This is a genomic window from Streptosporangium vulgare, assembly GCF_042428775.1.
Taxonomy (GTDB): Bacteria; Actinomycetota; Actinomycetes; order Streptosporangiales; family Streptosporangiaceae; genus Streptosporangium; species Streptosporangium vulgare.
In genome coordinates this window covers 1-22,143 of record NZ_JBHMBS010000029.1, presented here as the reverse complement: position 1 = coordinate 22,143, position 22,143 = coordinate 1, and the positions used below count along the sequence as shown (strand labels likewise).

General features: G+C 72.1%; 19 protein-coding genes. 13 read left to right on the top strand and 6 right to left on the bottom strand.

The features are described from left to right. Nucleotides 1-141 precede the first annotated feature (141 nt). Both ACFFRH_RS36590 and ACFFRH_RS36585 read right to left on the bottom strand, forming a co-directional pair. Nucleotides 142-1,623, bottom strand: coding sequence for a phytoene desaturase family protein (locus ACFFRH_RS36590; protein WP_386162072.1), 1,482 nt, complete (start codon nt 1,621-1,623; stop codon nt 142-144). Nucleotides 1,624-1,699: 76 nt separating this feature from the next. Then, on the bottom strand, nt 1,700-2,473 hold the full coding sequence (locus ACFFRH_RS36585) for a carotenoid biosynthesis protein (RefSeq protein WP_386162070.1): 774 nt from the start codon (nt 2,471-2,473) through the stop codon (nt 1,700-1,702). A gap of 793 nt (nt 2,474-3,266) precedes the next feature. Between ACFFRH_RS36585 and ACFFRH_RS36580 the strand changes: the two genes are divergently transcribed. The 12 genes from ACFFRH_RS36580 (at nt 3,267) to ACFFRH_RS36525 (ending at nt 18,520) form a co-directional block, all read left to right on the top strand. Next, the gene (locus ACFFRH_RS36580) at nt 3,267-3,611 is read left to right on the top strand and encodes a hypothetical protein (RefSeq protein WP_386162069.1); all 345 of its coding nucleotides are present in this window, start codon (nt 3,267-3,269) and stop codon (nt 3,609-3,611) included. 276 nt (nt 3,612-3,887) lie between these two features. Then, nucleotides 3,888-5,441, top strand: coding sequence for a class I adenylate-forming enzyme family protein (locus ACFFRH_RS36575; protein WP_386162067.1), 1,554 nt, complete (start codon nt 3,888-3,890; stop codon nt 5,439-5,441). A 70-nt stretch (nt 5,442-5,511) separates the two neighbouring features. Continuing rightward, nucleotides 5,512-7,080: an NAD(P)-binding domain-containing protein gene (locus ACFFRH_RS36570; protein WP_386162066.1), complete on the top strand. Its 1,569-nt coding sequence runs from the start codon at nt 5,512-5,514 to the stop codon at nt 7,078-7,080. Beyond that, nucleotides 7,080-8,294, top strand: coding sequence for an alpha-hydroxy acid oxidase (locus ACFFRH_RS36565; protein WP_386162065.1), 1,215 nt, complete (start codon nt 7,080-7,082; stop codon nt 8,292-8,294). The genes ACFFRH_RS36570 and ACFFRH_RS36565 overlap by 1 nt, the downstream gene beginning before the upstream one ends. After that, complete coding sequence (locus ACFFRH_RS36560) at nt 8,285-9,877, top strand: cytochrome P450 (protein ID WP_344749400.1); 1,593 nt, start codon at nt 8,285-8,287, stop codon at nt 9,875-9,877. Before ACFFRH_RS36565 ends, ACFFRH_RS36560 begins: the two co-directional genes overlap by 10 nt. A 28-nt stretch (nt 9,878-9,905) precedes the next feature. Beyond that, nucleotides 9,906-11,246, top strand: a complete 1,341-nt coding sequence (locus tag ACFFRH_RS36555) for a cation:proton antiporter (RefSeq protein WP_386162063.1) — start codon at nt 9,906-9,908, stop codon at nt 11,244-11,246. 140 nt (nt 11,247-11,386) lie between these two features. Then, the gene (locus ACFFRH_RS36550) at nt 11,387-12,076 is read left to right on the top strand and encodes a response regulator transcription factor (protein WP_344749398.1); all 690 of its coding nucleotides are present in this window, start codon (nt 11,387-11,389) and stop codon (nt 12,074-12,076) included. Beyond that, a complete protein-coding gene (locus ACFFRH_RS36545) occupies nt 12,073-13,431 on the top strand; it encodes a sensor histidine kinase (RefSeq protein WP_344749397.1) in 1,359 nt (452 codons plus the stop codon). The genes ACFFRH_RS36550 and ACFFRH_RS36545 overlap by 4 nt, the downstream gene beginning before the upstream one ends. A gap of 143 nt (nt 13,432-13,574) precedes the next feature. Further along, nucleotides 13,575-14,318 carry a sulfite exporter TauE/SafE family protein gene (locus ACFFRH_RS36540; RefSeq protein WP_344749396.1) on the top strand — a complete coding sequence of 248 codons (744 nt, stop codon included), beginning with the start codon at nt 13,575-13,577 and terminating at the stop codon, nt 14,316-14,318. A 151-nt stretch (nt 14,319-14,469) separates the two neighbouring features. Then, a complete protein-coding gene (locus tag ACFFRH_RS36535; RefSeq protein ID WP_344749395.1) occupies nt 14,470-14,817 on the top strand; it encodes a bifunctional 3-phenylpropionate/cinnamic acid dioxygenase ferredoxin subunit in 348 nt (115 codons plus the stop codon). Nucleotides 14,818-15,028: 211 nt separating this feature from the next. Then, nucleotides 15,029-16,159, top strand: a complete 1,131-nt coding sequence (locus tag ACFFRH_RS36530) for an aromatic ring-hydroxylating oxygenase subunit alpha (protein WP_344749394.1) — start codon at nt 15,029-15,031, stop codon at nt 16,157-16,159. Nucleotides 16,160-16,210: 51 nt separating this feature from the next. After that, nucleotides 16,211-18,520: an FdhF/YdeP family oxidoreductase gene (locus tag ACFFRH_RS36525; protein ID WP_344749393.1), complete on the top strand. Its 2,310-nt coding sequence runs from the start codon at nt 16,211-16,213 to the stop codon at nt 18,518-18,520. Nucleotides 18,521-18,583: 63 nt separating this feature from the next. On the opposite strand, the gene ACFFRH_RS36520 is transcribed toward ACFFRH_RS36525, so the two are convergent. The 4 genes from ACFFRH_RS36520 to ACFFRH_RS36505 form a co-directional block, all read right to left on the bottom strand. Next, nucleotides 18,584-20,023, bottom strand: coding sequence for a wax ester/triacylglycerol synthase family O-acyltransferase (locus ACFFRH_RS36520; protein ID WP_344749392.1), 1,440 nt, complete (start codon nt 20,021-20,023; stop codon nt 18,584-18,586). A gap of 139 nt (nt 20,024-20,162) precedes the next feature. Continuing rightward, nucleotides 20,163-20,381, bottom strand: a complete 219-nt coding sequence (locus tag ACFFRH_RS36515; protein WP_344749391.1) for a DUF397 domain-containing protein — start codon at nt 20,379-20,381, stop codon at nt 20,163-20,165. After that, nucleotides 20,372-20,587, bottom strand: coding sequence for a DUF397 domain-containing protein (locus tag ACFFRH_RS36510; RefSeq protein ID WP_344749390.1), 216 nt, complete (start codon nt 20,585-20,587; stop codon nt 20,372-20,374). Before ACFFRH_RS36510 ends, ACFFRH_RS36515 begins: the two co-directional genes overlap by 10 nt. Next, a complete protein-coding gene (locus ACFFRH_RS36505; protein WP_344749389.1) occupies nt 20,578-21,381 on the bottom strand; it encodes a helix-turn-helix domain-containing protein in 804 nt (267 codons plus the stop codon). The genes ACFFRH_RS36510 and ACFFRH_RS36505 overlap by 10 nt, the downstream gene beginning before the upstream one ends. A gap of 108 nt (nt 21,382-21,489) precedes the next feature. Here ACFFRH_RS36505 and ACFFRH_RS36500 point away from each other — a divergent pair, with 108 nt between their 5' ends. Then, entirely contained in the window at nt 21,490-21,951 is a 462-nt protein-coding gene (locus ACFFRH_RS36500; RefSeq protein WP_344749388.1) for an ATP-binding protein, read from the top strand. Nucleotides 21,952-22,143 lie beyond the last annotated feature (192 nt).

Genomic DNA, 22,143 nt, shown 5'->3' with positions numbered 1-22,143 from the left:
GTACCTTCGGCGCGGGTCGCGTTGCCTCCCCAGGCCGGGCCGCCCGGTCTGCCTGATCTGCCTGATCTGTATGGTCCACGCGGTCCGCATGGTCCGTACGGTCCACGCGGTCCGGGTGCCGCGACGGCCTCGCCGTCCGGCTCACCGGGTGGTCCCGGCCGTGCGGCTCCGGGAACCGCCCGCGCCCGAGGGAGCGCCGGGGAAGTCCTCCCGTACGAGCGAGGCGACGATGCGGGCGCCCATCGCGACCAGCGGCAGCCCGCCGCCGGGGTGCGCCGAACCGCCCACCAGGTACAGGCCGTGCCGGGGGCCCCGGTTGCCGGGGCGGCGGAAGGGAGCGAGCCTGCCGGAATAGGCGCCGCCGTAGATCGAGCCGCCCCACGCGCCGTACCGGTCGCGCAGGTCGGCGGGGGTGAACAGGTCCACGAAGCGCAGCCGTCCCGACAGGTCGTGCCCCCTGGAGGCCAGGCGGTCGAGCACCAGGTCCCGGTACGCCTCGGGGGACATCGGCCACCGGCCGGGGTCGCGGGCCGGGACGTTGACCAGCATCACCCAGTTCTCCGTGCCCGGCGGGGCCTGCGACGGGTCGTCCACGACCGAGCGGCCGATGTAGACGGTCGGGTCCTCCGGTGGCCTGCGCCGCCGGAAGATGTCGCCGAACTCCCGCTCGTAGTCGCCGGAGAAGACGATCGAGTGGTGCCCCAGCCCCTCGGTCCTGCCCTCCACCCCGGCCAGCAGCAGGAACACCGACGAGGAGGTGCCGAGCCCGGCGATGCGCCGAAACCGCCGCCGGTCGGGCAGCAGCCGCCCGTACAGCGCCGCCGCGTCGGTGTTGGCGACCACGATGTCGGCGCGCTCGCGCTCCCCGGAGGCGAGCCGCACCCCCCTGACCCGCTCGCCGTCGGCGAGCACCCGCGCCACCTCCGCGCCCAGGACGACCTCCACCCCCGCCTTCTCCAGCATCAGGGTCAGGGCGTCGGCGATGCGGGGCAATCCTCCGGGGACGTACCAGCCGCCCTCGCCGTGCTCGATCGCCGGGACGCACCCCAGCGCGGCCGGGGCGCGGTACGGGCTGGAGCCCGCGTAGGTCGCGTAGCGGCCGACGTACTGGCGCAGGCGCGGGTCGGTGAAGAAGCGGCGGGCCAGGCCGTCGAGGGTACGGCCCGGCGCCACCGCCAGCAGGTCCGACAGGCGGGCCTCGGTGGGCGGCCGGGTGAGCGGGCCGGTGAAGAAGGTGCGGCGCGACGCCTCGAAGCAGTCCCGCGCCCAGTCGTGGAAGGCCAGCCAGGCGCGGCCCTCACCGGGGGCGAGCCGGTCGACCTCGGCGGCCATCCGGGCCGGGTCGCGGTACGCCGCCAGCGTCGAGCCGTCGGCGAAGCGGTAGCGGCACAGCTCGTCGAGTTCCACCAGGTCGAGTTCGAGCCCGAGATCGGTGAAGACACCGGGCAGGGTGAGCAGCGAGGGGCCGACGGAGAAGGTGAAACCGTCCCTGGTGTGCTCGGCGAGCTTGCCGCCCAGCCGGGGGAGCCGCTCGTACAGCCGCACCTGATGTCCCTGCCGGGCCAGCAGCAGCGCGGAGACCATGCCCCCGACGCCGCCGCCTATCACCGCTACCTCCGGCATCCGCGTTCCCCTCCGTTCTCGGTTCCGCTTCCTGGCCTGGTCCCTGTCACGGCTCCGACGGGTGAAGTCGTCGCCATCACGCTCGCCCCGCCTCGGGATCCGGCCGTCTCCCGCGTCCGCGCCGCCAGGCGAGCAGGGTGAACGCCCCCATCGAGAGCCCTCCGGCCGTGGCCACCAGCGGGTCCGGCGGGACGAAGACGACCGCGAAGCCGACGGTCTCCATGACCGCCATCACCGTGTAGATCGACACCAGCCCGGCGCTCCACGCCGTCGGCCCGGCCAGTACGCGCTCCAGCAGGGCCATCACCAGCAGGGAGACGACGAGCCAGCCGGCGAAGTTGACGAGGGGAACGCCCCGGTAGGGGCCGGGGTCGTGCCAGACCCACAGGCCCAGCCGGATCATCTGCGGGTCCAGGAACAGGTCCCAGGCGGTGAGGGCGAGCGCCCCCGTGACGATCCGCGCCGCCCGGCTCACCGGCGCGACGGCGGCGGCCACCGCGTGGGCCGCCAGTCCCATGCCGCCCCACGCCAGCGCCACGATCACCGGCACCCCGCCGGGCGCGGGCCACAGGACGCCGGTGTAGTGGTAGTCGCCGAACGGCAGGCCCGTCCTGATCCCGATCCACTCGGCGGCGTACCCGGTCGCGACCACGGCGGCGAACGCCGCGACGGCCCTGGCCGGGGGGTGGGTCACGCAGGCGAACGCCAGCGCGCTCGCCGCCAGCAGCAGGACGACCACGCTGGTCAGCGTGATCGGCCGGGGCTGCAGCCCCGAGGCGACCTGCGCGACGACCATCGCGGCCAGCGAGGCCGCGCCGAGCGCGCTCGCCACGCGTGCGCGCGGTCTCACCGTCGAAGGCCGCTCCCGCACCGCCCCGCGCCCGGGCCGTCCGCTGCTCACCTGTTGGCTGTGCCCCATGGACGGTCATTCGATCGGCCGGGCGCGGTCAGATTCACTTTGAGGTCGCGATCTTTCACGTGGAGGCGACGACCTCCGGCGGCTCCGGGCCGGAGCCACGCCCGGCGCGTGGTGACGATCCCCTGCGAGTCCGTGCCGGGGCCGGACGGACTTCGGATCCTCGGACGGGCTGAAGGCTTCGGGGCCACAAGGTGGCTCCGCGCGGAGGAAGGCCCGCCGGGTGGTTTTCGGCCGGGCGGCTGAGCGGACGGCCCGCAGGAGGTCCGTTGGGCACGCCCGTCCGTGTCCAACGGCTGTCCGGCCTTCTGCGCTCGCCCGCATCCCGAGCGGCCGACGGCGACGACCCGCCCACGCCGGCACCTGACCTGCCTTCACACCAGCCCATGCGTGACCCGAGTCATGGGGGGCGTTGGACGCCAACCCGGGTGAACCGGCAGACCGTCGATCTGTCCGCCGATCCTGACCGAGCCGACCGCGACGGTCACGTCCTGTGCGAACTCCTCACGGAACGATCTCCCAGGGCGTCGCGACGGTACGGTGTGCCGATGGGGGACGTCTACGAACTCGTGCTGTCGGTGGACATCCGTGCCGGCGTGACCGACGACGAGCTCGCCGAGCTGCGGTGGCATGTGGGGCAGGGGCCACGACCTGAGCGGCTGCCGATCGGCTCTGACAGATACGCGGAAACCTATCCACTCGGTGATCCCGACGACCCCGATTGCGAGTGGGAGGACGCGGAGGCGGAGCCCGTGTTCGCGCAGCGCGGCGCTGCCTGGCGGGTGGGGGGCCGCTCGTCGCCGAGCTGGTCGCGCGGGAGCGACCGGACGGCTGGGCGCTGACGGTACGCCAGGAACTCCATCCCGACGACTTCTACCGGCTCCGGACGCTGCTTGACTGGCTCGGCCGGTGCTCGGCCGGCGCACATGCCGGCGGTGTCGAATCCTTCGTCGGCTACCTGCGCCTCCACGAGAGCGCCGAGATCGCACCACTCGTTCTCGTGAACGGGCGGATTCGCGTGCCGGAGGACATCGAATCGCACACCCCGCACTGGGAGGACGCCACGCCGTGACCGGCCGGCCCATGACGGGGGGGTGACCGTCCGCCGCCCGGCTGACGGCCGCCGTGCCCCATGGACGCGGCGGACGTCCGGGCGGGATCTCTGATGATTCTCTGATCTGCGCTGTCTAGCTTCGTGGTGAGCGACATGCCGGTCATGCGACGGCGTGCCACTTCGGACGAGTCCGAAGGCCCGCGAGGGTCCAGGAAACGCCCCGGAAGAGACCCCGAAGAGATCCGGAGTCGCGAAGACGCCGCGGTGAACCGCGTGAAACCAGAGGAGCCGACCATGGGTGGTCCCGCCGAGCCGCCGTTCCCGCACACCCTTCTCGAAGCGCTGCGGAGCTCGCCCGGCGACCCGGCCTTCGAGCAGGGGGACAGGGTCGTCTCGCGAGGTGAGCTACTGGAGATCATCTCGCGGTTGGCGGGGGCGATGCTCGACGCCGGGCTGGGCCCCGGCCGGGCCGTCGCCGTCCGCACGGCCGTCTCCCCCGAGGCGTTCGCCGCCCACATGGCCGCCCACGCGCTGGGCTGCCGGGTCGTGGGCGTCCGGCCCGGCTACCCGGCGGGGCATCTCGCCCACGTGCTCGGGATGGGGGTCGACGCCCTCCTCGTCGACCGGTCCACCGTGACGCCGGAACTGCTTCGGGCCGCCGGACCCGTCACGCTGCTCTCGCTGGGGCCGTGTCCCTCGCCGGTGCCGGCGATCGACCTGCTCGCGGGCGCCGGGGAGGGGCGGCTCCTCGTCGCCGCGGGCCGCCCGGACGACGTGGCCGCCCTGAGCTTCACCAGCGGCAGCACCGGCCGCCCCAAAGGGTGCGCGATCACCTACCGCGCGCTCGGCGAGCACTGGTCGTGGCAGCCCCGCCTGTGGTCCCCGGTCACGGAGGAGCTCGCCGCGGGCTTCGGGCGCTACCTGCTGTTCGGCACCCTGGCGAGCATGGTGATCGTGGATTTCCTGGCGCTGTGCCTGCTGGGCGGCGGCACCGCGGTGATCCCCGAGGAGGACGGGCGGCCCCTGTTCCCGTACGCGCTCGAACGTCACCGGATCACCGGCTCCATCGTGACCGTGCCGCGCCTGTGCCGGATGCTCGACCTGCTCAGGGACGAGCGGGTCGACGTCGGGTGCCTGCGCGCGCTGATGGTCTCCGGGTCGCCGCTCGGCCCTGGGCGTCTGGCGGAGGCCGTGGACCGGCTCGGTCCCGTGGTCTACCAGGGGTACGGGCAGACCGAGGCGGGCCTGATCTCGGTGCTCACCCCCGCGGACATCGCCGCGTTCCCCGACGACGCCCTGTCCTCGGTCGGGCGGCCGTACCCGGGCGTCGAGATCAGCGTGCGTGACGAGGAGGGCCGCGAGGTGGCCACCGGAGAGACCGGTGAGGTCCACGTGCGCAGCCCGTACCTGATGTCGGGTTACTGGGGGGATCCGGAGGAGACCCGCGAGACCCTGCGGGAGGGCCGGCTGCGCACCAGGGACCTCGGCCACCTGGACAAGGAGGGGTTCCTGCACCTCGCCGGCCGTACCCGCGACGTGATCATCGTCAACGCGATGGTGGTGTACGCGGGAGCCGTCGAGCGGGTGCTGAGCAGCCATCCCGACGTCGCCGAGGCGTACGTGGCCGGGGCCCCGGACGAGCTGACGGGAGAGGCCGTCCACGCGTTCGTCGTGCCGGCCGAGGGCAGGGACCCGGACCGCGACGCGCTGGCCGCGCTGGTGGGCGACGAACTCGGTGAGGGCAGCGTCCCCTGGACGATCACGACGCTGCCCTCCGTCCCGGTCGCCGCGAGCGGCAAGCCCGACAAGCGCGCGTTGCTGGACCTGCTCGACCGGCCGGTCCTCTGATCGTGCTCTGAGAATTCCCCGCCAACACTGGGGACGTCCGTTCGACCAGATCGCTGTGACGGAGGTGTCCGTGCCGGACAACGCCCTGGACTACGTGGTGATCGGTGCCGGCCCCGCGGGCCTGCAACTGGGGTACTTCCTCGGAAAGGCGGGGCGGAGCTACTCGATCCTGGAGGCGGGCCCCGCGCCGGGCACGTTCTTCCGGACCTTCCCGCGCCACCGGCAGCTCATCTCGATCAACAAGAGGTACACCGGGACGGACGACCCGGAGCTCAACCTCCGGATGGACTGGAACTCGCTGCTGTCGGACGATCCCGCCCTGCTGTTCACCCGCTACAGCGACCGCTACTTCCCCGAGGCCGACGACATGGTCCGCTATCTCGCCGACTTCGCCGCGGCCTGCGACCTGCGCGTCACCTACGACGCCCGCGTCTCCCAGGTCACCCGCGCCCCGGGCACGGGCCACTTCCTGGTGACCGACGAGCGCGGCCGGACCCACGAGGCCAGGCGGCTGGTCGTCGCGACCGGGGTCAGCCGGCCCAACATCCCGCCGATACCGGGCATCGAGACGGCCGAACCCTACGGCACCTTCTCCACCGACCCGTCCGGATACGTGAACCAGCGGGTGCTCGTCATCGGCAAGGGCAACTCGGCGTTCGAGACGGCCGACAGCCTGGTCGAGACGGCCGCGGTGATCCACGTCGCCGGGCCGAGCTCCATCCGGATGGCGTGGCGCACCCACTTCGTGGGGAACCTGCGCGCGGTCAACAACAACTTCCTCGACACCTACCAGCTCAAGTCCCAGAACGCGGTGCTGGACGGCGACGTCAGGCGGATCGAGCGCCAGGCCGACGGCTCGTACCTGGTGACGGTGAGCTTCGCCCGCGCCGACGAGGTCACCAAGGACATCCCGTACGACAGGGTCGTCGTCTGCACCGGTTTCCGGATCGACGCCTCGATCTTCTCCGAGGAGTGCCGCCCGGATCTGACGATCAACGACAGGTTCCCCGCGCTCACCCCCGCCTACGAGTCGGTCAACGTGCCCGACCTCTACTTCGCCGGGACCCTGACGCAGTCCCGTGACTTCAAGCGCGGCACCAGCGGGTTCATCCACGGCTTCCGGTACGGCACCCGGGCGCTGCACCGCATCCTGGAGAACAGGTACCACGGCGCCGGATGGCCCGGCCACGAGCTCCCGGCCGATCCGGAGGCGCTCGCGGCGGCGGTGCTCGAACGGGTCAACCGCAGTTCGGCGCTGTGGCAGCAGTTCGGGTTGCTGGGCGACGTCGTCGTCCTCGACGGCCACGGCGGGGCGCGCTACCTGGAGGAGCTCCCGGTCGACCTGGAGGGCCCGCCGATCGGCGACGGCGGCCACTTCACGATCACGTTGGAGTACGGGCCGGAGCACGACAAGGTCGATCCCTTCGACATCGGGGTGGGCCGGATCCGGCAGAACGACGCCGAGCGCGCCGCGGAGGGCCACTACCTGCACCCGGTGGTGCGGCACCACCGGGCCGGCGCGCCGCCGGCCGTTCACCACGTCACCGAGAACCTGGAGAACGAGTGGACCTCCCGGGAGACCCACGTCGAACCGCTCCGCGCGTTCTTCGCCCGCCAGGCCGCCTCGATCCCGGCGTGATGGACGCGGGGACGCCGCACGCGGCGGACGAACGCTCCCCGCACATGGCGGACGCGGGGACGCCGCACGCGGCGGACGAACATTTCCCGCACGTGACGGACGCGAGGACACGAACGGCCCCGGCGACCCCGGCGACCTCGGCGGCGCCGACGGCCCCGGACGCACCGGCGGAGCCGCGGACCCCGCGCGAGTTCGAGGCCACGGCCCGCGCGCGCCTCGCCCCGGAGCACTACGACTACTTCGCCGGCGGGGCCGGGGACGAGGTCACCGTACGGGCCAACGAGGCCGCGTTCGGGAGGCTCTCCCTGCTGCCACGGGTGCTGCGCGGCGCCGGGAGACCCCGGACCGACGTCACCCTGCCGGGCGGCCGGGCGGCCATGCCCGTGCTGGTGGCGCCGACCGCGTTCCACCGGCTCGCCGACCCCGAGGGCGAGCGGGCCACCGCGCGGGCGGCGGCCGCCGCCGGGACGATCATGATCGTGAGCATGGCCTCCACCGTCGCCGTCGGGGACGTGGCCGCGGCGGCGCCCGGGGCCACCCTGTGGTTCCAGCTCTACGTCCAGCCGGACATGGCCTTCACCGAGACGCTCGTGCGGCGCGCCGAGGCGGCCGGGTGCCGGGCGCTGGTCGTCACGGTGGACTCACCGGCCCGGGGCCTGCGGGACCGGGAGCGCCACCACGGCCTCCAGGACCTGCCCGAGGGGATGGCCTGCGAGAACCTGCGCGACGGCGGGCGGGTACGGCCGATCGTCATGTCGCCGGAGATCTCCTGGGAGCACATCGGCCTGCTCCGGGAGATGACGCGGCTCCCGATCGTCCTCAAGGGCGTGACGCACCCCGCCGACGCGCGCCTGGCGCTCGGCCACGGTGTCTCGGGGTTGCTGGTGTCCAACCACGGCGGCCGCCAGCTCGACACGGTCCCGGCCGCCGTCGACCTGCTGCCGGAGATCGTGGCCGCCGTCGGCGGGGCCGTCCCGGTGCTGATGGACGGAGGCGTCCGGCGCGGCACCGACGTCCTGAAGGCGCTGGCGCTGGGCGCCCGCGCGGTCGCGGTCGGCCGCCCGGTGATCTGGGGGCTGGCCGCGGACGGCGAGCGCGGCGTGACCCGCGTGCTCGACCTGCTCCGCGCGGAGGTCGAGCACGCGCTCACCCTGTGCGGCTGCGCGTCGGTCCACGACCTCGACCCGGACATGGTGCGACGGTCATGCCGGTGACCGCGCCGGTCAGGGCGGTGGCGGTCGCGGTCGCCGCCGCCGCCGTGCTGAGCCTGCCCCGGTGGCTCCCCGCCAGGATCGTGGCGTTGCGGACGCGGGTCTTCGCCCGGGTCAACGGGGAGGAGGGGATCACCGTCCCCGGAGACCTGGTCGGCGTCGAGAGGTTCAGGGAGATCTACTCCCACCCGGCGGCCGGCGGCCGGAGCAGGGGGGCCGCGCTGTCGGACCTGTTCTGGTACTGGCTGTCGCCGGGCGCCGAGTTGCACCAGGAACACCTTGAGGCGGGGGAGCGGTACGACGCGGTCGCCCGCGCCACGCGCGGCTTCCTCTCCGTGCCGCGCGTGGAGGCCGAGGAGCTCACCCGCCGCTGCGTCGGCCGGGCGCTGCGGGACGCGGGGGGACTGGTCCGGCTGCGCGACCTGATGATGCCGGTCTGGGCGGAGTTCTACTACGAACTCGTCTTCGGCGAGCCGTGCCCGCCGGTGGCGCGTGACCTGATCGTGGGCAACGCGGACGACGTCGTCACCGCGCTCAAGTGCTGCGGGCTGCGGCACATGGACCGGCGCGACCGGCTGACCCGCCATCTCGCCGGACTGCTGCCCCGGGTGCGGGACCGGCTCCCGGCGGGGTTGTCGGCCCGGGAGCAGGCCCTCTATCTGCAGGGGACCTTCTTCAACACCGCGGTCGTCCAGATGTCGGAGGCCACGGCCCACCTGCTGATGGTCCTCGCCCAGCACCCGGACGCCCAGGCCGGGGTCCTCGCGGGCGACGAGCGGGGTGACGAGCGCCACCTCGACCGCGTCATCTCCGAGACGCTGCGGCTCTACCCGCTCTTCGGTGTCGCCCACCGCGTCACCACCGGCGACATCCCCCTCGACGAGCGCACGACGATCCCGGCCGGCTCGGTACTGTGCTTCGACTACCCCGCCTTCCACCGCGAGGGCTTCCCCGACCCCGACCGTTTCGATCCCGGCCGTTTCGGCATGGACCGCTCGCACTCGGACTACTCACACCTGGACCGTCCGGGCCGGCTCCGTCCGGGCCAGCTCCGGCCGGAGCCGGGCCGTTCCGGCCGGGGCGACCTGGGCCAGGACGGTCCCGCCTCCGACCGCCCCGCCTCCGACCGTCCGGCCCCCGACCGCCCCGCCTCCGACCGTCCGGCCCCCGGCTGTCCCGCCTCCGACCGCCCCCGTCCGGACCGGCCGCCGGTCCGGGAGCTCAACCACATCCCGTTCGGCGTCGCCGCCAACCGCCCCTGCCCCGCCTGGCGGCTGGCGCCGATCACCATGCGGGTCGCGGCGCGGGAGGTCCTGCGCGCGTACGCCCTCGACTCCTCCGCCTCCCACACCCGGTCGATGCCCAACCGGGGACCGTGCCTGCTCGTCCCGCGGGGTGCCCCCAGGGGGGCGGCCCACCGGGCGACGCTGGTGTTCGTGCGGTTCCGCGACCGCTGGGAGGACGTCTGGCGCAGCCTCGTACAGCTCGTCCTCGGCACCTACATGGTCTGGGACGCGCGCAGGCAGCGGCTGTGCGAGCGCCACTTCGCGGAGGCCGACCGTCGGGCCGCCGCGCCGAGCAGATGACCGTCCGGACCACGAGCGGAGAAACGACATGCCCACCCTGGCACAGGTCACCGCCGGTGACGCGAACCTCGAACTGATCCTCAAGGTACTGCCCGCCCTGGTCGTCATCCTGCTGGCCGCGGCGATCTGCGGCCGGCTGGCGCTGATGATGATGCAACCGCGCGTCCTCGGCGAGATGGTCGCCGGCGTCCTCCTCGGCCCGACGCTGTTCGGCCAGTTGTTCCCCGAGGCCCAGGCGGCCGTGTTCCCCGCCGAGGTCAGGCCCGTCCTGTACGTGCTGAGCACCATCGGGCTGACGCTGTACATGTTCCTGGTCGGCGCCGGGCTGGACCACGGCGCGTCGCCGCCCGGCCAGGGCCGCCGGACGGGACCGCTCGCGGTCTCCGGTATCGTCCCCGCCCTGGTCCTCGGCTCCTGCGTCGGCCTGCTCCTGTGGGAGACGCTCTCGCGCCCCGACGTCAGCCGGTGGGAGTTCGCCCTGTTCGTCGGGGGAGCGCTGTCGCTGACCGCGTTCCCCATGCTGGCCAGGATCCTGTACGAGCGGGGCCTGGAGAACTCCCCCCTCGGGAAGCTCACCCTGGTGGCGGCCGCCGTCGACGACGCCCTCGCCTGGTGCGTCCTCGCGGTGCTGTCGGCGATGCACCTGGACGCGGGTCCCGGCGACGCGGTGCGCACCATCGCCCTGACGGCGCTGTTCGCGGTGCTGATGCTGAAGGTGGCCGCGCCGCTGCTGCGTCCCCTGGGCGAGAGCGTCGCGCGGACCGGCCGGTTCGGGCCCGGCGCCATGTACGCCGTCGTGCTCGTCCCGCTCACGGCGGGCTGGATCACCGACTGGATCGGGGTCTACGCGGTCTTCGGCGGCTTCGTCGCCGGGCTGGCGATGCCCCGCGACCCGGCGTTCCGAAAGGCGCTGCACGGCCGCATGATGGACGTCGTCTCGACGCTGCTGCTGCCGGTCTTCTTCACCTTCTCCGGGCTGAACACCCATCTCGACGGCATCGCCGGCGGTCCCATGCTCCTGGCGTTCGCCGCGATCCTGGCCGCGGGTTTCTGCGGGAAGTACTTCGGCTGCTCGCTGTCGATGAGGGCCCTGGGATTCGGCTGGCGCGAGTCCTACGCGGTGGGGGCGCTCATGAACGCGCGGGGGCTGATGATCCTCATCTTCATCAACATCGGCCTGGCACAGGGCATGATCACGCAGGAGCTCTTCGCCATCCTCGTGCTCGTGGCCATCGTCACCACCGCGGGAGCCCTGCCGCTGTACAAACTGGCGCTGCCGGAGCGTTACGAACGCGCCCACGAATCCGAGCCCGCCGCTCCGGAGGCACCTTTCCTGGAGGAACAGCCCGAGAAATCCCATTCCTCGTGACCGCTCGAATACATCGAACGCCCTGAAACAGCGTGAATACCGCTTCGTGGCCGGCCGAACACACTGTGAGCATTGCTGTGTAACTTTCAATTATTCTGGGAACTCTGGTAATTCGGCTGGAGGAATGCCACGGTTGTTTCGTGGCTGTGACATCGGGGACATCCGGCCCGCCCGCTCGACGGCTGCTCCTCGTCGAGGACGACCGCGAGCTCGGGTACATGCTGGTCGAACTGTTCACCGAGCAGGGGTACACGGTCGACCTGGCCCCGGAGGGACAGCGCGGCCTGCACCTGGGCCTGAGCCGCCCGTACGACGTGATGATCGTCGACCGGGGTCTCCCCGCGGTCGACGGCATCGAGCTGCTGACACGGCTGCGCCGCCGGGCCGTCATCGTGCCGGTGCTCGTGCTGACCGCCTTCGGCACGGTCGCCGACCGGGTCACCGGCCTCGACGCGGGCGCCGAGGACTATCTGGTCAAGCCGTTCGAGATCGACGAGCTGCTGGCCAGGGTGCGGGCGCTGCTCCGCAGGAACCTCGACCACGCCAGGCTGCTGCCGCTCGGCGCGGGCTGGCTGGACTCCGATTCCCACATCGTGGGGCTGCCGACCGGTGAGCAGGTGACGCTCTCGGGGCAGGAGTGCCGGCTGCTGAGCGCGCTGGCGACCCGCCCGCGGCAGGTGCACACGCGCGCCTCGCTGCGCCAGCGCGTCTTCGACGGCGCCCGGACGGAGTCGATCGTGGACACCTATGTCTACTACCTGCGCAACAAGCTGGGGGCGGAGGTCGTACGCACCGTGCGGGGTGTGGGATACCGCCTGGGCGGACTGTGAGGAGGCGTCCGCCCCACGAGCCGGAGCGGTACCTGCTGGTCCGGGCCCGCCGCCGGATCACCGCGCAGGTGGCGGGCGCGATCTCCGTGATGCTCGCGCTCGTCGGGGTGATGGCGTACTGCGTCATCACCAGTGACCAGGACGCCTCCGCGCGGCGCGACCTGGCCGTCGCGGCCCAGCGCGCGCTCCTCTCGCGACCCCCGCCCTGCGTCTGGCTGTTCGAACTGCGGGACGGCGCCGTGCTGAGCTCTCCCGGCGCGCCGGCGGTGCTGCCGGTGCGCGCCGCGCTGCACCAGACCGCCGCCGGACGCGACTCCCGGGTCGGCCGGATCGAGATCTCCGGGCAGTCCTATCTCGTACGCACCCAGTGGCGTGGGGACGTGGTGGTCCAGGCGGCGATGGACCTGCGCTACCAGGCCGCGGAGCGGCGCCGGCTGCTGCGCACGCTCGCCGTCGCGGAGGTCACCGGCCTGCTGGCCGCGCTGATGATCGGCCAGGTCGTCGCCCGGGGGGCGATCGCGCCGCTGGGCGAGGCCCTGGCCCGCCAGCGCCGGTTCGCCGCGGACGTCAGCCACGAGCTGCGCACCCCGCTGACCCGCCTGCACGTCCGCGCCCAGATCGTCGCCCGCGGGCTGCGGCGGGGGACCGATCCGCTCATCGTCGCGACCGAGGTCGACCGGCTGGTGAACGGCACCCGGCAGCTGGGCGACGTGGTCGAGGACCTGCTGCTGTCGGCCCAGTTCGGTCAGCTGCGCCGGCCGTTCGGCCCGGTCGACCTCGCCGCGCTGGCCGAGGAGCTCGCCTTGGCCGAGGCGGCCCGAGCCGAGGCACACGGCGTGACGATCGAGGTGCGGCGCCAGGAGCCGGGCGGCCACGTCGTGCGCGGGGCGCAGTCCGCGCTGCGCAGGGTGATCTCCGCGCTCCTCGACAACGCGCTCGCCCACACCGGTGTGGGCGGCCACATCTGGATAGTCCTCTCCGGCGGTCCGGAGACGGTGCGGCTCGACGTCCGCGACGACGGCGTGGGCTTCCACCCGCGCGACGCCGAACGTCTCTTCACCCGGTTCGTCGGCGGGTCCCGCAGCGGGAGTCTCGGTCTCGGTCTCGCCCTCGTCCGCGAGGTGGTGGACGGCCACGGCGGGACCGTCACCGCGGACGGGCGCCCGGGAGCCGGGGCGGTGTTCACCGTCCGGCTCCCCGCGGATCCCGGCGGGATGGCGCGGTCTCCGTACCTTCCGGAGACCGCGGACCACCCGGCCGCGCAGCCGGGGGACCCGGACGACGGGCCCCGTCCGGAGGGCCGGGGTGTGCCCGGCCTGCCGGGAGTCCGCTCCGGTCCCGGACCGGGGCCGTGACCCCGTACCGGCGCGCCGGCCGGCGTCTGACACCTGGCGATCACCCCGAAAGACGCTGAAGCCTCAAGCGACGGACGGAAGGCCGAGGGCGGGGGCGGGGGGCGGGGCGCGTCGTGCGGGGGCGTGTGATTGGCTATGGCCCCGTGGACGTCGCTCAAGTGCTGGGACTGCTCGGGGCCGGGACACTGGCCGGGGTGGTCGGCACGGTGGTGAGCCTGGCGTCGATCGTCTCCTACCCGGCGTTGCTCGCCTTCGGCCTGCCGCCGCTGACCGCGAACGTGACGAACACGGTGGCGCTGACCTTCCACGGGGTGGGCGCGGTGCTCGGGTCGCGGCCCGAGCTCGCCGGGCAGGGCGGCAGGGTCCTGCGACTCGGCGTGATGACCCTGCTCGGCGGGGCGGTGGGGTCCGCGTTGCTGCTGATGACCCCTTCCGACACGTTCGAGGCGATAGCGCCGTGGCTGATCGTGGTCGCGTCGCTGCTGCTGGCCCGCCCGCCCAGGGCCGGAGCGGGATTCGGCGGCGAGGACGGGTGGGCGGCGCGCGCCGCGCTCTTCGGCGTCGCCGTCTACATCGGCTACTTCGGGGCCGCGGGCGGGATCCTCATGTTCGCGGTGCTCTCGGCCGTGCTCGACCAGACGCCGGTCAGGGTCAACGCGATCAAGTCCGTGGTGTCCTCGATGGCGAACGGCGTGGCGACGATCGGCTTCGCCCTCTTCGGGCCGGTGGAGTGGTCGGCCGTGGCGCCGCTCTCGCTGGGGTTCTTCCTGGGCGGCCTGCTCGGGCCGCCGATCGCCCGCCGCCTGCCCGGCCGCGCGCTCCGGCTCGGCGCCGCCGTCTGCGGCCTGCTCGTCGCGATCAAACTCGGCTTCGACGCCTACGCGTGAGCCGCCTGAGGGGACATCCGGTCGTGAGGACCACACCCCGCGTGACCATGGGATAGACCTCGGTGCCGACCCTTGACATCGGGATTTCCCGGGGTCACGCTGTTGCGTATAGCGCTGCCCGTTCCGTCTTGCGAAACTGGGGTTTGTTGCGATGATCCCTGCCTGTCCCCTCGCGTCCCTGCCACCAGGTGAGGCCCACCGGCTCGACGTCGACCCGCCCATCGCCGTCTTCCACACCGAGGACGGAGAGATCTACGCCGTCGACGACACCTGCACCCACCAGGACGCCTCCCTCGCCGACGGGTGGCTGGAGGGCTGCGAGATCGAGTGCCCGCTGCACTCGTCGAGTTTCGACCTGCGGACGGGACGGCCGAGCTCTCCTCCCGCCAAGCTGCCGCTGCGCACCCATCGGGTGGTGGTCGAGGACGGCACCGTCTACGTCATCCCCTCCGAGGAACCCCCGAACCTGCCGCCCGGCGTCCGCGCGAGCACCGCGTGAGGGCGCGATCACCACGTAACGACGCGAGCCACGTGAGGACGCGATCACCACGTAACGACGCGAGCCACGTGAGGACGCGATCACCACGTAACGACATGAGCCACGTGAGGACGCGAGACCCGCGTAACGACACGGGCCGCGTGGAAACGCGAGCGCCGCGTGAGGACGCGAGCCGCGCGAGGACGCGAGACCCGCGTGAAGAGGAGCGATCGTGACCGCGAGAAGCCTGCCCCCCAGCGTGATCGCCACCCTGCCCGGCAGCTACTACACCGACGAGAACATCTTCGCCCTGGAGCAGGCCCGCGTCTTCGAGACGATGTGGTTCTGCGTCGCCCGCGCGTCCGACCTCGGCAGGCCGGGGGCCTTCAGGACCGTCCAGGTGGGCCGCGAGAGCGTCCTCGTCACCCGGGCCAGGGACGGCTCGATCCGGGCCTTCCTCAACGTGTGCCGCCACCGGGGCGCCCGGATACGGACCGAGGAGTCCGGCGAGGTCAAGCGGTCCTTCCAGTGCCCGTACCACGCGTGGACCTACGACCTCGAAGGCAAACTGATCGCCGCGCCGAACCTCACCAGGATGCCCGACATCGACCGGGTGGAGTACGGCCTGATCAACGTGCACGTGCGCGAGTGGATCGGGTACGTGTGGGTGTGCCTCGCCGACGAGCCCCCGTCGTTCGAGGCGGACGTGATCGCCGAGGCGACGCACAGGCTGGGCGACGAGAGATCCATCGAGAACTACGACATCGCCAACCTCCGGGTGGGCCGCAGGATCGTCTACGACGTGAAGGCGAACTGGAAGCTCATCGTCGAGAACTTCATGGAGTGCTACCACTGCGCCACCATCCACCCTGAGCTCACCGAGGTGCTGCCCGAGTTCGCCGACGGGTACGCGGCGCAGTCCTTCGTCGGGCACGGCGCGGAGTTCGGCGAGGAGATCCGGGGGTTCACCGTCGACGGCTCCGAAGGGGTCGACCGCATCCCCGGGGTCGGCGAGGACCAGGACCGCCGCTACTACGCGATCACCATCAAGCCGCAGGTCTTCGTCAACCTCGTGCCCGACCACGTGATCCTGCACCGGATGTTCCCGCTGGCGGCCGACCGGACGATCGTGGAGTGCGACTGGCTCTTCCTCGGCGACGTCGTGGACTCGGGCAGGGACCTCGGCCCGTCCGTCGAGCTCTTCCACCGCGTCAACGTGCAGGACTTCGAGGCATGCGAGCGCTGCCAGCCCGCGATGAACTCCCGGGCGTACGCTGAGGGTGGGGTCCTGGTGCCCAGCGAGCACCACATCGGGGCCTTCCACGAATGGGTGCTCGACAGGCTGGGGACCGGGCCCGGCTGAGCGCCTGTATTGTGCACTTTCGAAGGTCACCGTCCGGAAGGAGGCGCGAGGATGGCCAGGAAGGCCCCGCGCGACGATGTCAACGAGGACGGCCTCGAGGTCGGCCCGCCCAAGGAGTGGGCCGCCGGCATCCCTGGGGTGACCCGGTCGCTGAGGGCCGCGAACGCCCAGATGGGCGTCGGCCGCACCCTGCGCACCCTGGCCGTGGTCAACCAGAAGGAGGGCTTCGACTGCCCCGGCTGCGCCTGGCCCGAGGGCGGGCACCGCAGCCCGGCCGAGTTCTGCGAGAACGGCGCCAAGGCGGTGGCCGAGGAGGCCACCGTCCGCAGGGTCACCCGCGACTTCTTCGCCGGGCACACCGTGGACGACCTGGCCCGGCACACCGACTACTGGCTCGGCCAGCAGGGGCGGCTCACCGAGCCGATGCACCGGCCCGAGGGCTCCGACCACTACGTGCCGGTGAGCTGGGACGACGCGTTCGCCATCATCGCCCGCGAGCTGCGCGCCCTCGACAGCCCCGACGAGGCGCTGTTCTACACCTCAGGACGCACCTCCAACGAGGCCGCCTTCGCGTACCAGCTCCTGGTGCGCAGGTTCGGCACCAACAACCTGCCCGACTGCTCCAACATGTGCCACGAGTCCAGCGGCTCGGCGCTCAACGAGACGCTCGGCATCGGCAAGGGCACGGTCTCGCTGGAGGACCTGTACCAGGCCGACCTCGTCTTCGTGGTCGGCCAGAACCCCGGCACCAACCACCCGCGCATGCTGTCGGCGCTGGAGCGGGCCAAGCGCGGCGGTGCCCGGATCATCGCGGTCAACCCGCTGCCCGAGGCCGGGCTGCTCCGCTTCAAGAACCCGCAGAAGGCCTCCGGACTGGTGGGCAAGGGCACCACGCTGGCCGACCGGTTCCTGCAGATCCGCCTCAACGGCGACCTCGCGCTCTTCCAGGCCATGTCGCTGCTCCTGCTCGAAGCCGAGGACGCCGCCCCCGGCACCGTGGTCGACCGCGACTTCGTCGAGACCCACACCCACGGCTTCGACAAGTGGGCCGAGGACCTGCGCTCCCTGGACTGGGCGGAGGTCGAGGAGGCGACCGGGCTGGACCGCCCCGCCGTCGAGGACGCCGTCCGGGAGGTGCTCGGCGCGAAGTCGGTCATCGTCTGCTGGGCGATGGGGCTCACCCAGCACAAGAACTCCGTCGCCACCATCAGGGAGGTCGTCAACTTCCTGCTGCTGCGCGGCAACGTGGGCCGCCCCGGGGCCGGGGTGTGCCCGGTCCGCGGCCACTCCAACGTCCAGGGCGACCGCACCATGGGCATCTACGAGAGGCCGCCGGCCTGGTTCCTCGACGCGCTGCGCGCCGAGTTCGGCTTCGAGCCGCCCCGCGACCCCGGCTTCGACACCGTGGAGGCGATCCGCGCGCTGCGCTCGGAGCGGGCGAAGGTCTTCGTCGCGATGGGCGGCAACTTCGTGGCCGCGACCCCCGACACGGCGGTGACCGAGGAGGCGATGCGCCGGGCCCGGCTCACGGTGCAGGTCTCGACCAAGCTCAACCGCTCCCACGCCGTGTGCGGGCGGGAGGCGCTCATCCTCCCCACGCTGGGACGCACCGAACGCGACGTCGCGCCCGGTGGCGGCGCGGGCCGCTTCGTCACGGTCGAGGACTCCATGGGCATGGTCCACGCCTCGCGGGGCAACCTGCCGCCCGCCTCCGGCGACCTGCTCTCCGAGGTGGACATCGTCCGCCGCCTGGCGACGGAGCTGTTCGGCGCCGACCCGCACGTGCCCTGGGAGCGGTTCGCCGACTACGACGTGATCCGCGACCGCGTCTCCCGGGTGGTCCCCGGCTTCGAGGACTTCAACCTGCGCGCCCGCCTCTCGGGCGGTTTCACGCTGCCCAACGCGCCCCGCGACGAGCGCCGCTTCCCGACCGCGACGGGCAAGGCGAACTTCACCGTCAACCACCTGGAGGTGCTGCGGGTCCCGCCGGGGCGGCTGCTGCTCCAGACGGTCCGCAGTCACGACCAGTACAACACCACGATCTACGGCATGGACGACCGCTACCGGGGCATCCGCAACGGCCGCCGGGTGGTCTTCGTGCACGCCGACGACCTGGCCGAGCGGGGTCTGGCCGACGGCGACATGGTGGACCTGGTCAGCGAGTGGCCCGACGGGGAGCGCAGGGCGGAGTCCTTCCGCGCGGTCGCCTACCCGACCGCGCGCGGCTGCTGCGCCGCCTACTTCCCCGAGACCAACGTGCTCGTGCCGCTCGACTCGGTCGCGGAGACCTCCAACACCCCCACCTCCAAGAGCGTCGTGGTCAGGCTGGTCCGCCGCTCCACGCCCCCGGACGGTTCCTGACGCGCGGGTGCGGGGCCCCGGGCGGTCCGGCCGGGCCGCCCGGGGCCCGTCGATCCGTCAGTCTCACGTCGGCCGCCGGGTCCCCGGCGTGGAGCTCTCCAAGGAAGCGGCGTCCCCCGCCAGTTCCGTCCATGCCCGACGCATCCCGTCGGTGAGGACGTCCACGTCGGCGCAGCTTCGGCGGTCGGCGGTGACCGTGAGGGTGAGCCGCCCGCGGTAGGAGAGCGCGGCCACCGTCACGGTCAGGTTGCCGGCGAGCTCCGTGATCGGTATCACGTCCTCTATGGGGGCACCCAGCAGGTAGAGCGGGACCTCCGGTCCCGGGACGTTCGCGACCTGGAAGTTGATCGACCGCTGGTGGTCCTCCAGGGACAGCCCGAGCGCGGCGGCCCAGCCGAGCAGGCCGTACATGAGGGTCGAGCCCTCCTGGGACAGGTGCTGGGTGGCCTTGGCGTCGCGGGTCACGGCGGAGACCAGGTCCAGGCGCCGGGCGGCGTCCGGCTCCCCGGCCGGTATCCGGCAGTACAGAGCGCCCACCGCGTTGCCCAGCTCGCGGGCCTCGTCCGCCTGCCGTATCGACGCCGGGATCGCGATCACCAGATCGAGGCCGGCGACGGACTCGCCGCGCCCGAGCAGGAGCTCGCGGACACCTCCCATGACGACGGCGAGGAGCAGGTCGTTGACCTTGGCCCCGTGGGCACGCGCCACCTTCGCGGCGGTCTCCAGGTCCAGCCGTACGACGCGCAGCCGGCGACCGGACCCGATCGGCGCGTTGAGCGAGGTCCGCGGGGCGGCGTCGACGCCGGGAAGCAGGCGCGCCGCGAAGCCCGCCACGGAGGCGAGCGCCCGCGCGGTCCGTACCGGGTGCGCGAGAGCCGAGCCGAGCGCCGACAGCCGCCCGTGCGCGTTGTCGAGGAGGAGCGTTCGGTCCGAGGGCGCCGGTGCGGGCCGCCACGCGGTCGCGGGCGGGTCGGCGGCCCCGGCCTCGATGTCCAGGAAGGCGGTGATCAACGCGATCGCCGCCAGGCCGTCGACGAGCGCGTGGTGGACCCTGGCGAGCAGGCCGACACGGCCGTTCTCCAGGCCGGTCAGCAACCGCAGGTCCCACAGCGGCCGCGAGCGGTCGAGCGGGTCGCGCAGCAGCCGCTCGGCGGTCTCCAGGACGGCCGCCTCATCACCCGGCGACGGCACGCGCACGGTGTGCACGTGGTGTTCGATCGAGAAGCCGGGGTCGTCCACCCAGAGCGGGGGCCCGCACAGCGGGGGCGTCGGGCGCAGCATCCGCCGAAGCTCGGGGACGCGGACCAGGCGCCGCTCGAGGCGGTCCCTGATCGCGTCCAGGTCCAGCTCGCCGGCCGCGTCGAGCAGCGGCGCCGCCTCCACCACGCAGAGCCCGGCGACATGCTGGGGCGCCGACGGCCGTTCCACCCTCAGCATCATCCGGTCGGTGACCGACAGGCGGGAATACCGGCCGCCCGCGCCGGACGAGGTCGTGCTTCTCACGTCGGATCCCCTCCACCATGGTGAGCGCTCCGGCGCCGATGCGGCGGAGCAGGACGTCCCGTGCCGGTGAACCCGATGACCCCTCGCGAGCCGGCCGCCGGGCGTACTCCGGCCCGGACGACCACCGGGAGCGCCCCCCTCAACCGAGGTCGAACCGACCGGCCCGCACGCCGCCGAGGAAGGTGTTCCAGGCGGTGGGGGTGAAGAGGAGCTTGGGGCCTTCGGGGTCCTTGGAGTCGCGTACGGCGATCAGGGCGGGGTGGTCGGCGGTGTCCCTGAGGTTCGCGACCTCGACACAGTCGCCGCCGTTGTCGCCGGACATAGTTGACGTGACCCACGTGGCGTTGTTCAGGTCCATTTTTCCTCGGCTTTCACCGCGTTGAGGAAGGTGTTCCAGGCGGTGGGGGTGAAGAGGAGTTTGGGGCCTTCGGGGTCCTTGGAGTCGCGTACGGCGATCAGAACGGGGTGGCTGCTGGTGTCTTTGAGGTTCGCGACCTCGACGCAGTTTCCGCCGTTGTCGCCGGACATAGTTGACTTGACCCACGTGGCGTTACTCAGGTCCACTTTTCTGACACCACTTTCTGGATGAGATCGATGGACATGCTCACCGGCAGCGCTTCGCTCCGGATGGCCTCGAAACGCTCCACGGCAATCGTGACGTCTTCCGGGTCGCTCGTGGTGATGCCGCGAACGGCCGTCTCCGCATACAGTACGTTGCTTCCCCCGTCCAACGTGGCGATTGCGAATCCACCCATCAAACCTGAGTGCATTCCATGGGGGATGACTTGAAAGCTCAGCCGTGGATTGACTGCCGAGATGAGGTGCTCCAGTTGCTCCTTCATCACTTTGGGGTCGCCGATCGGGCGATGGAGAACCGCTTCGTCCACCACGCAGCGGAGGATCGGGGGATCGGGATCCTCACGGATGAGAATGCTTTGACGATCCAGACGAGCTTCCACGGCTGTCTCGTTCCCGCGCAGCAGCACGCGAGCGTACGCCTCTGTCTGGAGCAACCCTGGGAAGACGAGCGGTTCATAGGCGCGTAGCGCGGTAGTCTCCTGCTCCTTGTCTCTCCACTTCCCGAACCAGGAGGGAAAGACCTGCCCTTTCCTCCAGTCGAGGAGCCGACGGAGGGCGCCGCCCGTCTCAAGGGTTTCGTCGCAGGTGTCGGCGAACTCCGGGCTGGCCGGGAGTTGCCCCGTCTCCACCCCGCTGATCAGGGACTCGCTGAAGTGGATCCGCTCGGCCAGCTGGCCCTGGGTGAGGCCCGCCGCCTTCCGGTAGTGGCGCAGCTCCCTGCCCCAGATCGCCTGAGGTGTATAGAGACTGGAGATGATGCCCTCCTTGTCGGAGTTCAACAAAAGGCCCGTGAACTCCAGCTCGCAGATTTCGTAACCGTTCGGCTACCAAGGGTAGTCACGTCTCGGCACGCTGAACATACGAAATCCGAGGCGGAGAGAGAAACCATGGAAGAGGCACTCAAGGCGAGCGCGGCGCTGACCGAATATCGCTACACGATGAATCCCGGCCTTTCCCCGCTGGGGGAGAAGTGGATACCGCGCGAACCGGGAAGTGTCGCGTCCGCCCGCCGGTTCGTGCGCGACGTCGCCACCGACTGGAAGGCGACGAGGGATATCCCGGAAATCGCCGAGCTCCTGGCCTCGGAGCTCGTCACCAACGCTCTGGCGTACGGCTCGTCGGACGTTTCCCCCATGAGCCCCGTCCGCGTCACGGTCGGCCGGGAGAGGGAACTGCTGACCGTGGACGTCCACGACGCCTGTATCGCGGTTCCGCGCCTGAGGCGGGCCGGCGACCTGGAGATCTCCGGCCGTGGTCTCGCCATCGTCCAGGACCTCTCCCACAACTGGGGCTGGACCCTCAACCCCTACGGCAAGTCCGTCTGGTTCCAGCTGACCGCCTGGCCATAGGTTTTTCCACGGCTCGATTCCGGTCGGCGCAGTACGCGGGCGGCGAACCCGCGAGAGGCGGGCCGGGCCGGCGGCGACGGTCTCGCCATCGTGGACGCGGGCGGAGTGCCGGGCGCGGGCGGTGTCAGCCGATCCACGCGCCGGTGGTGAAGTTCCCGGTGTTGATCGCCATGACCGGGATCATGATGGCCA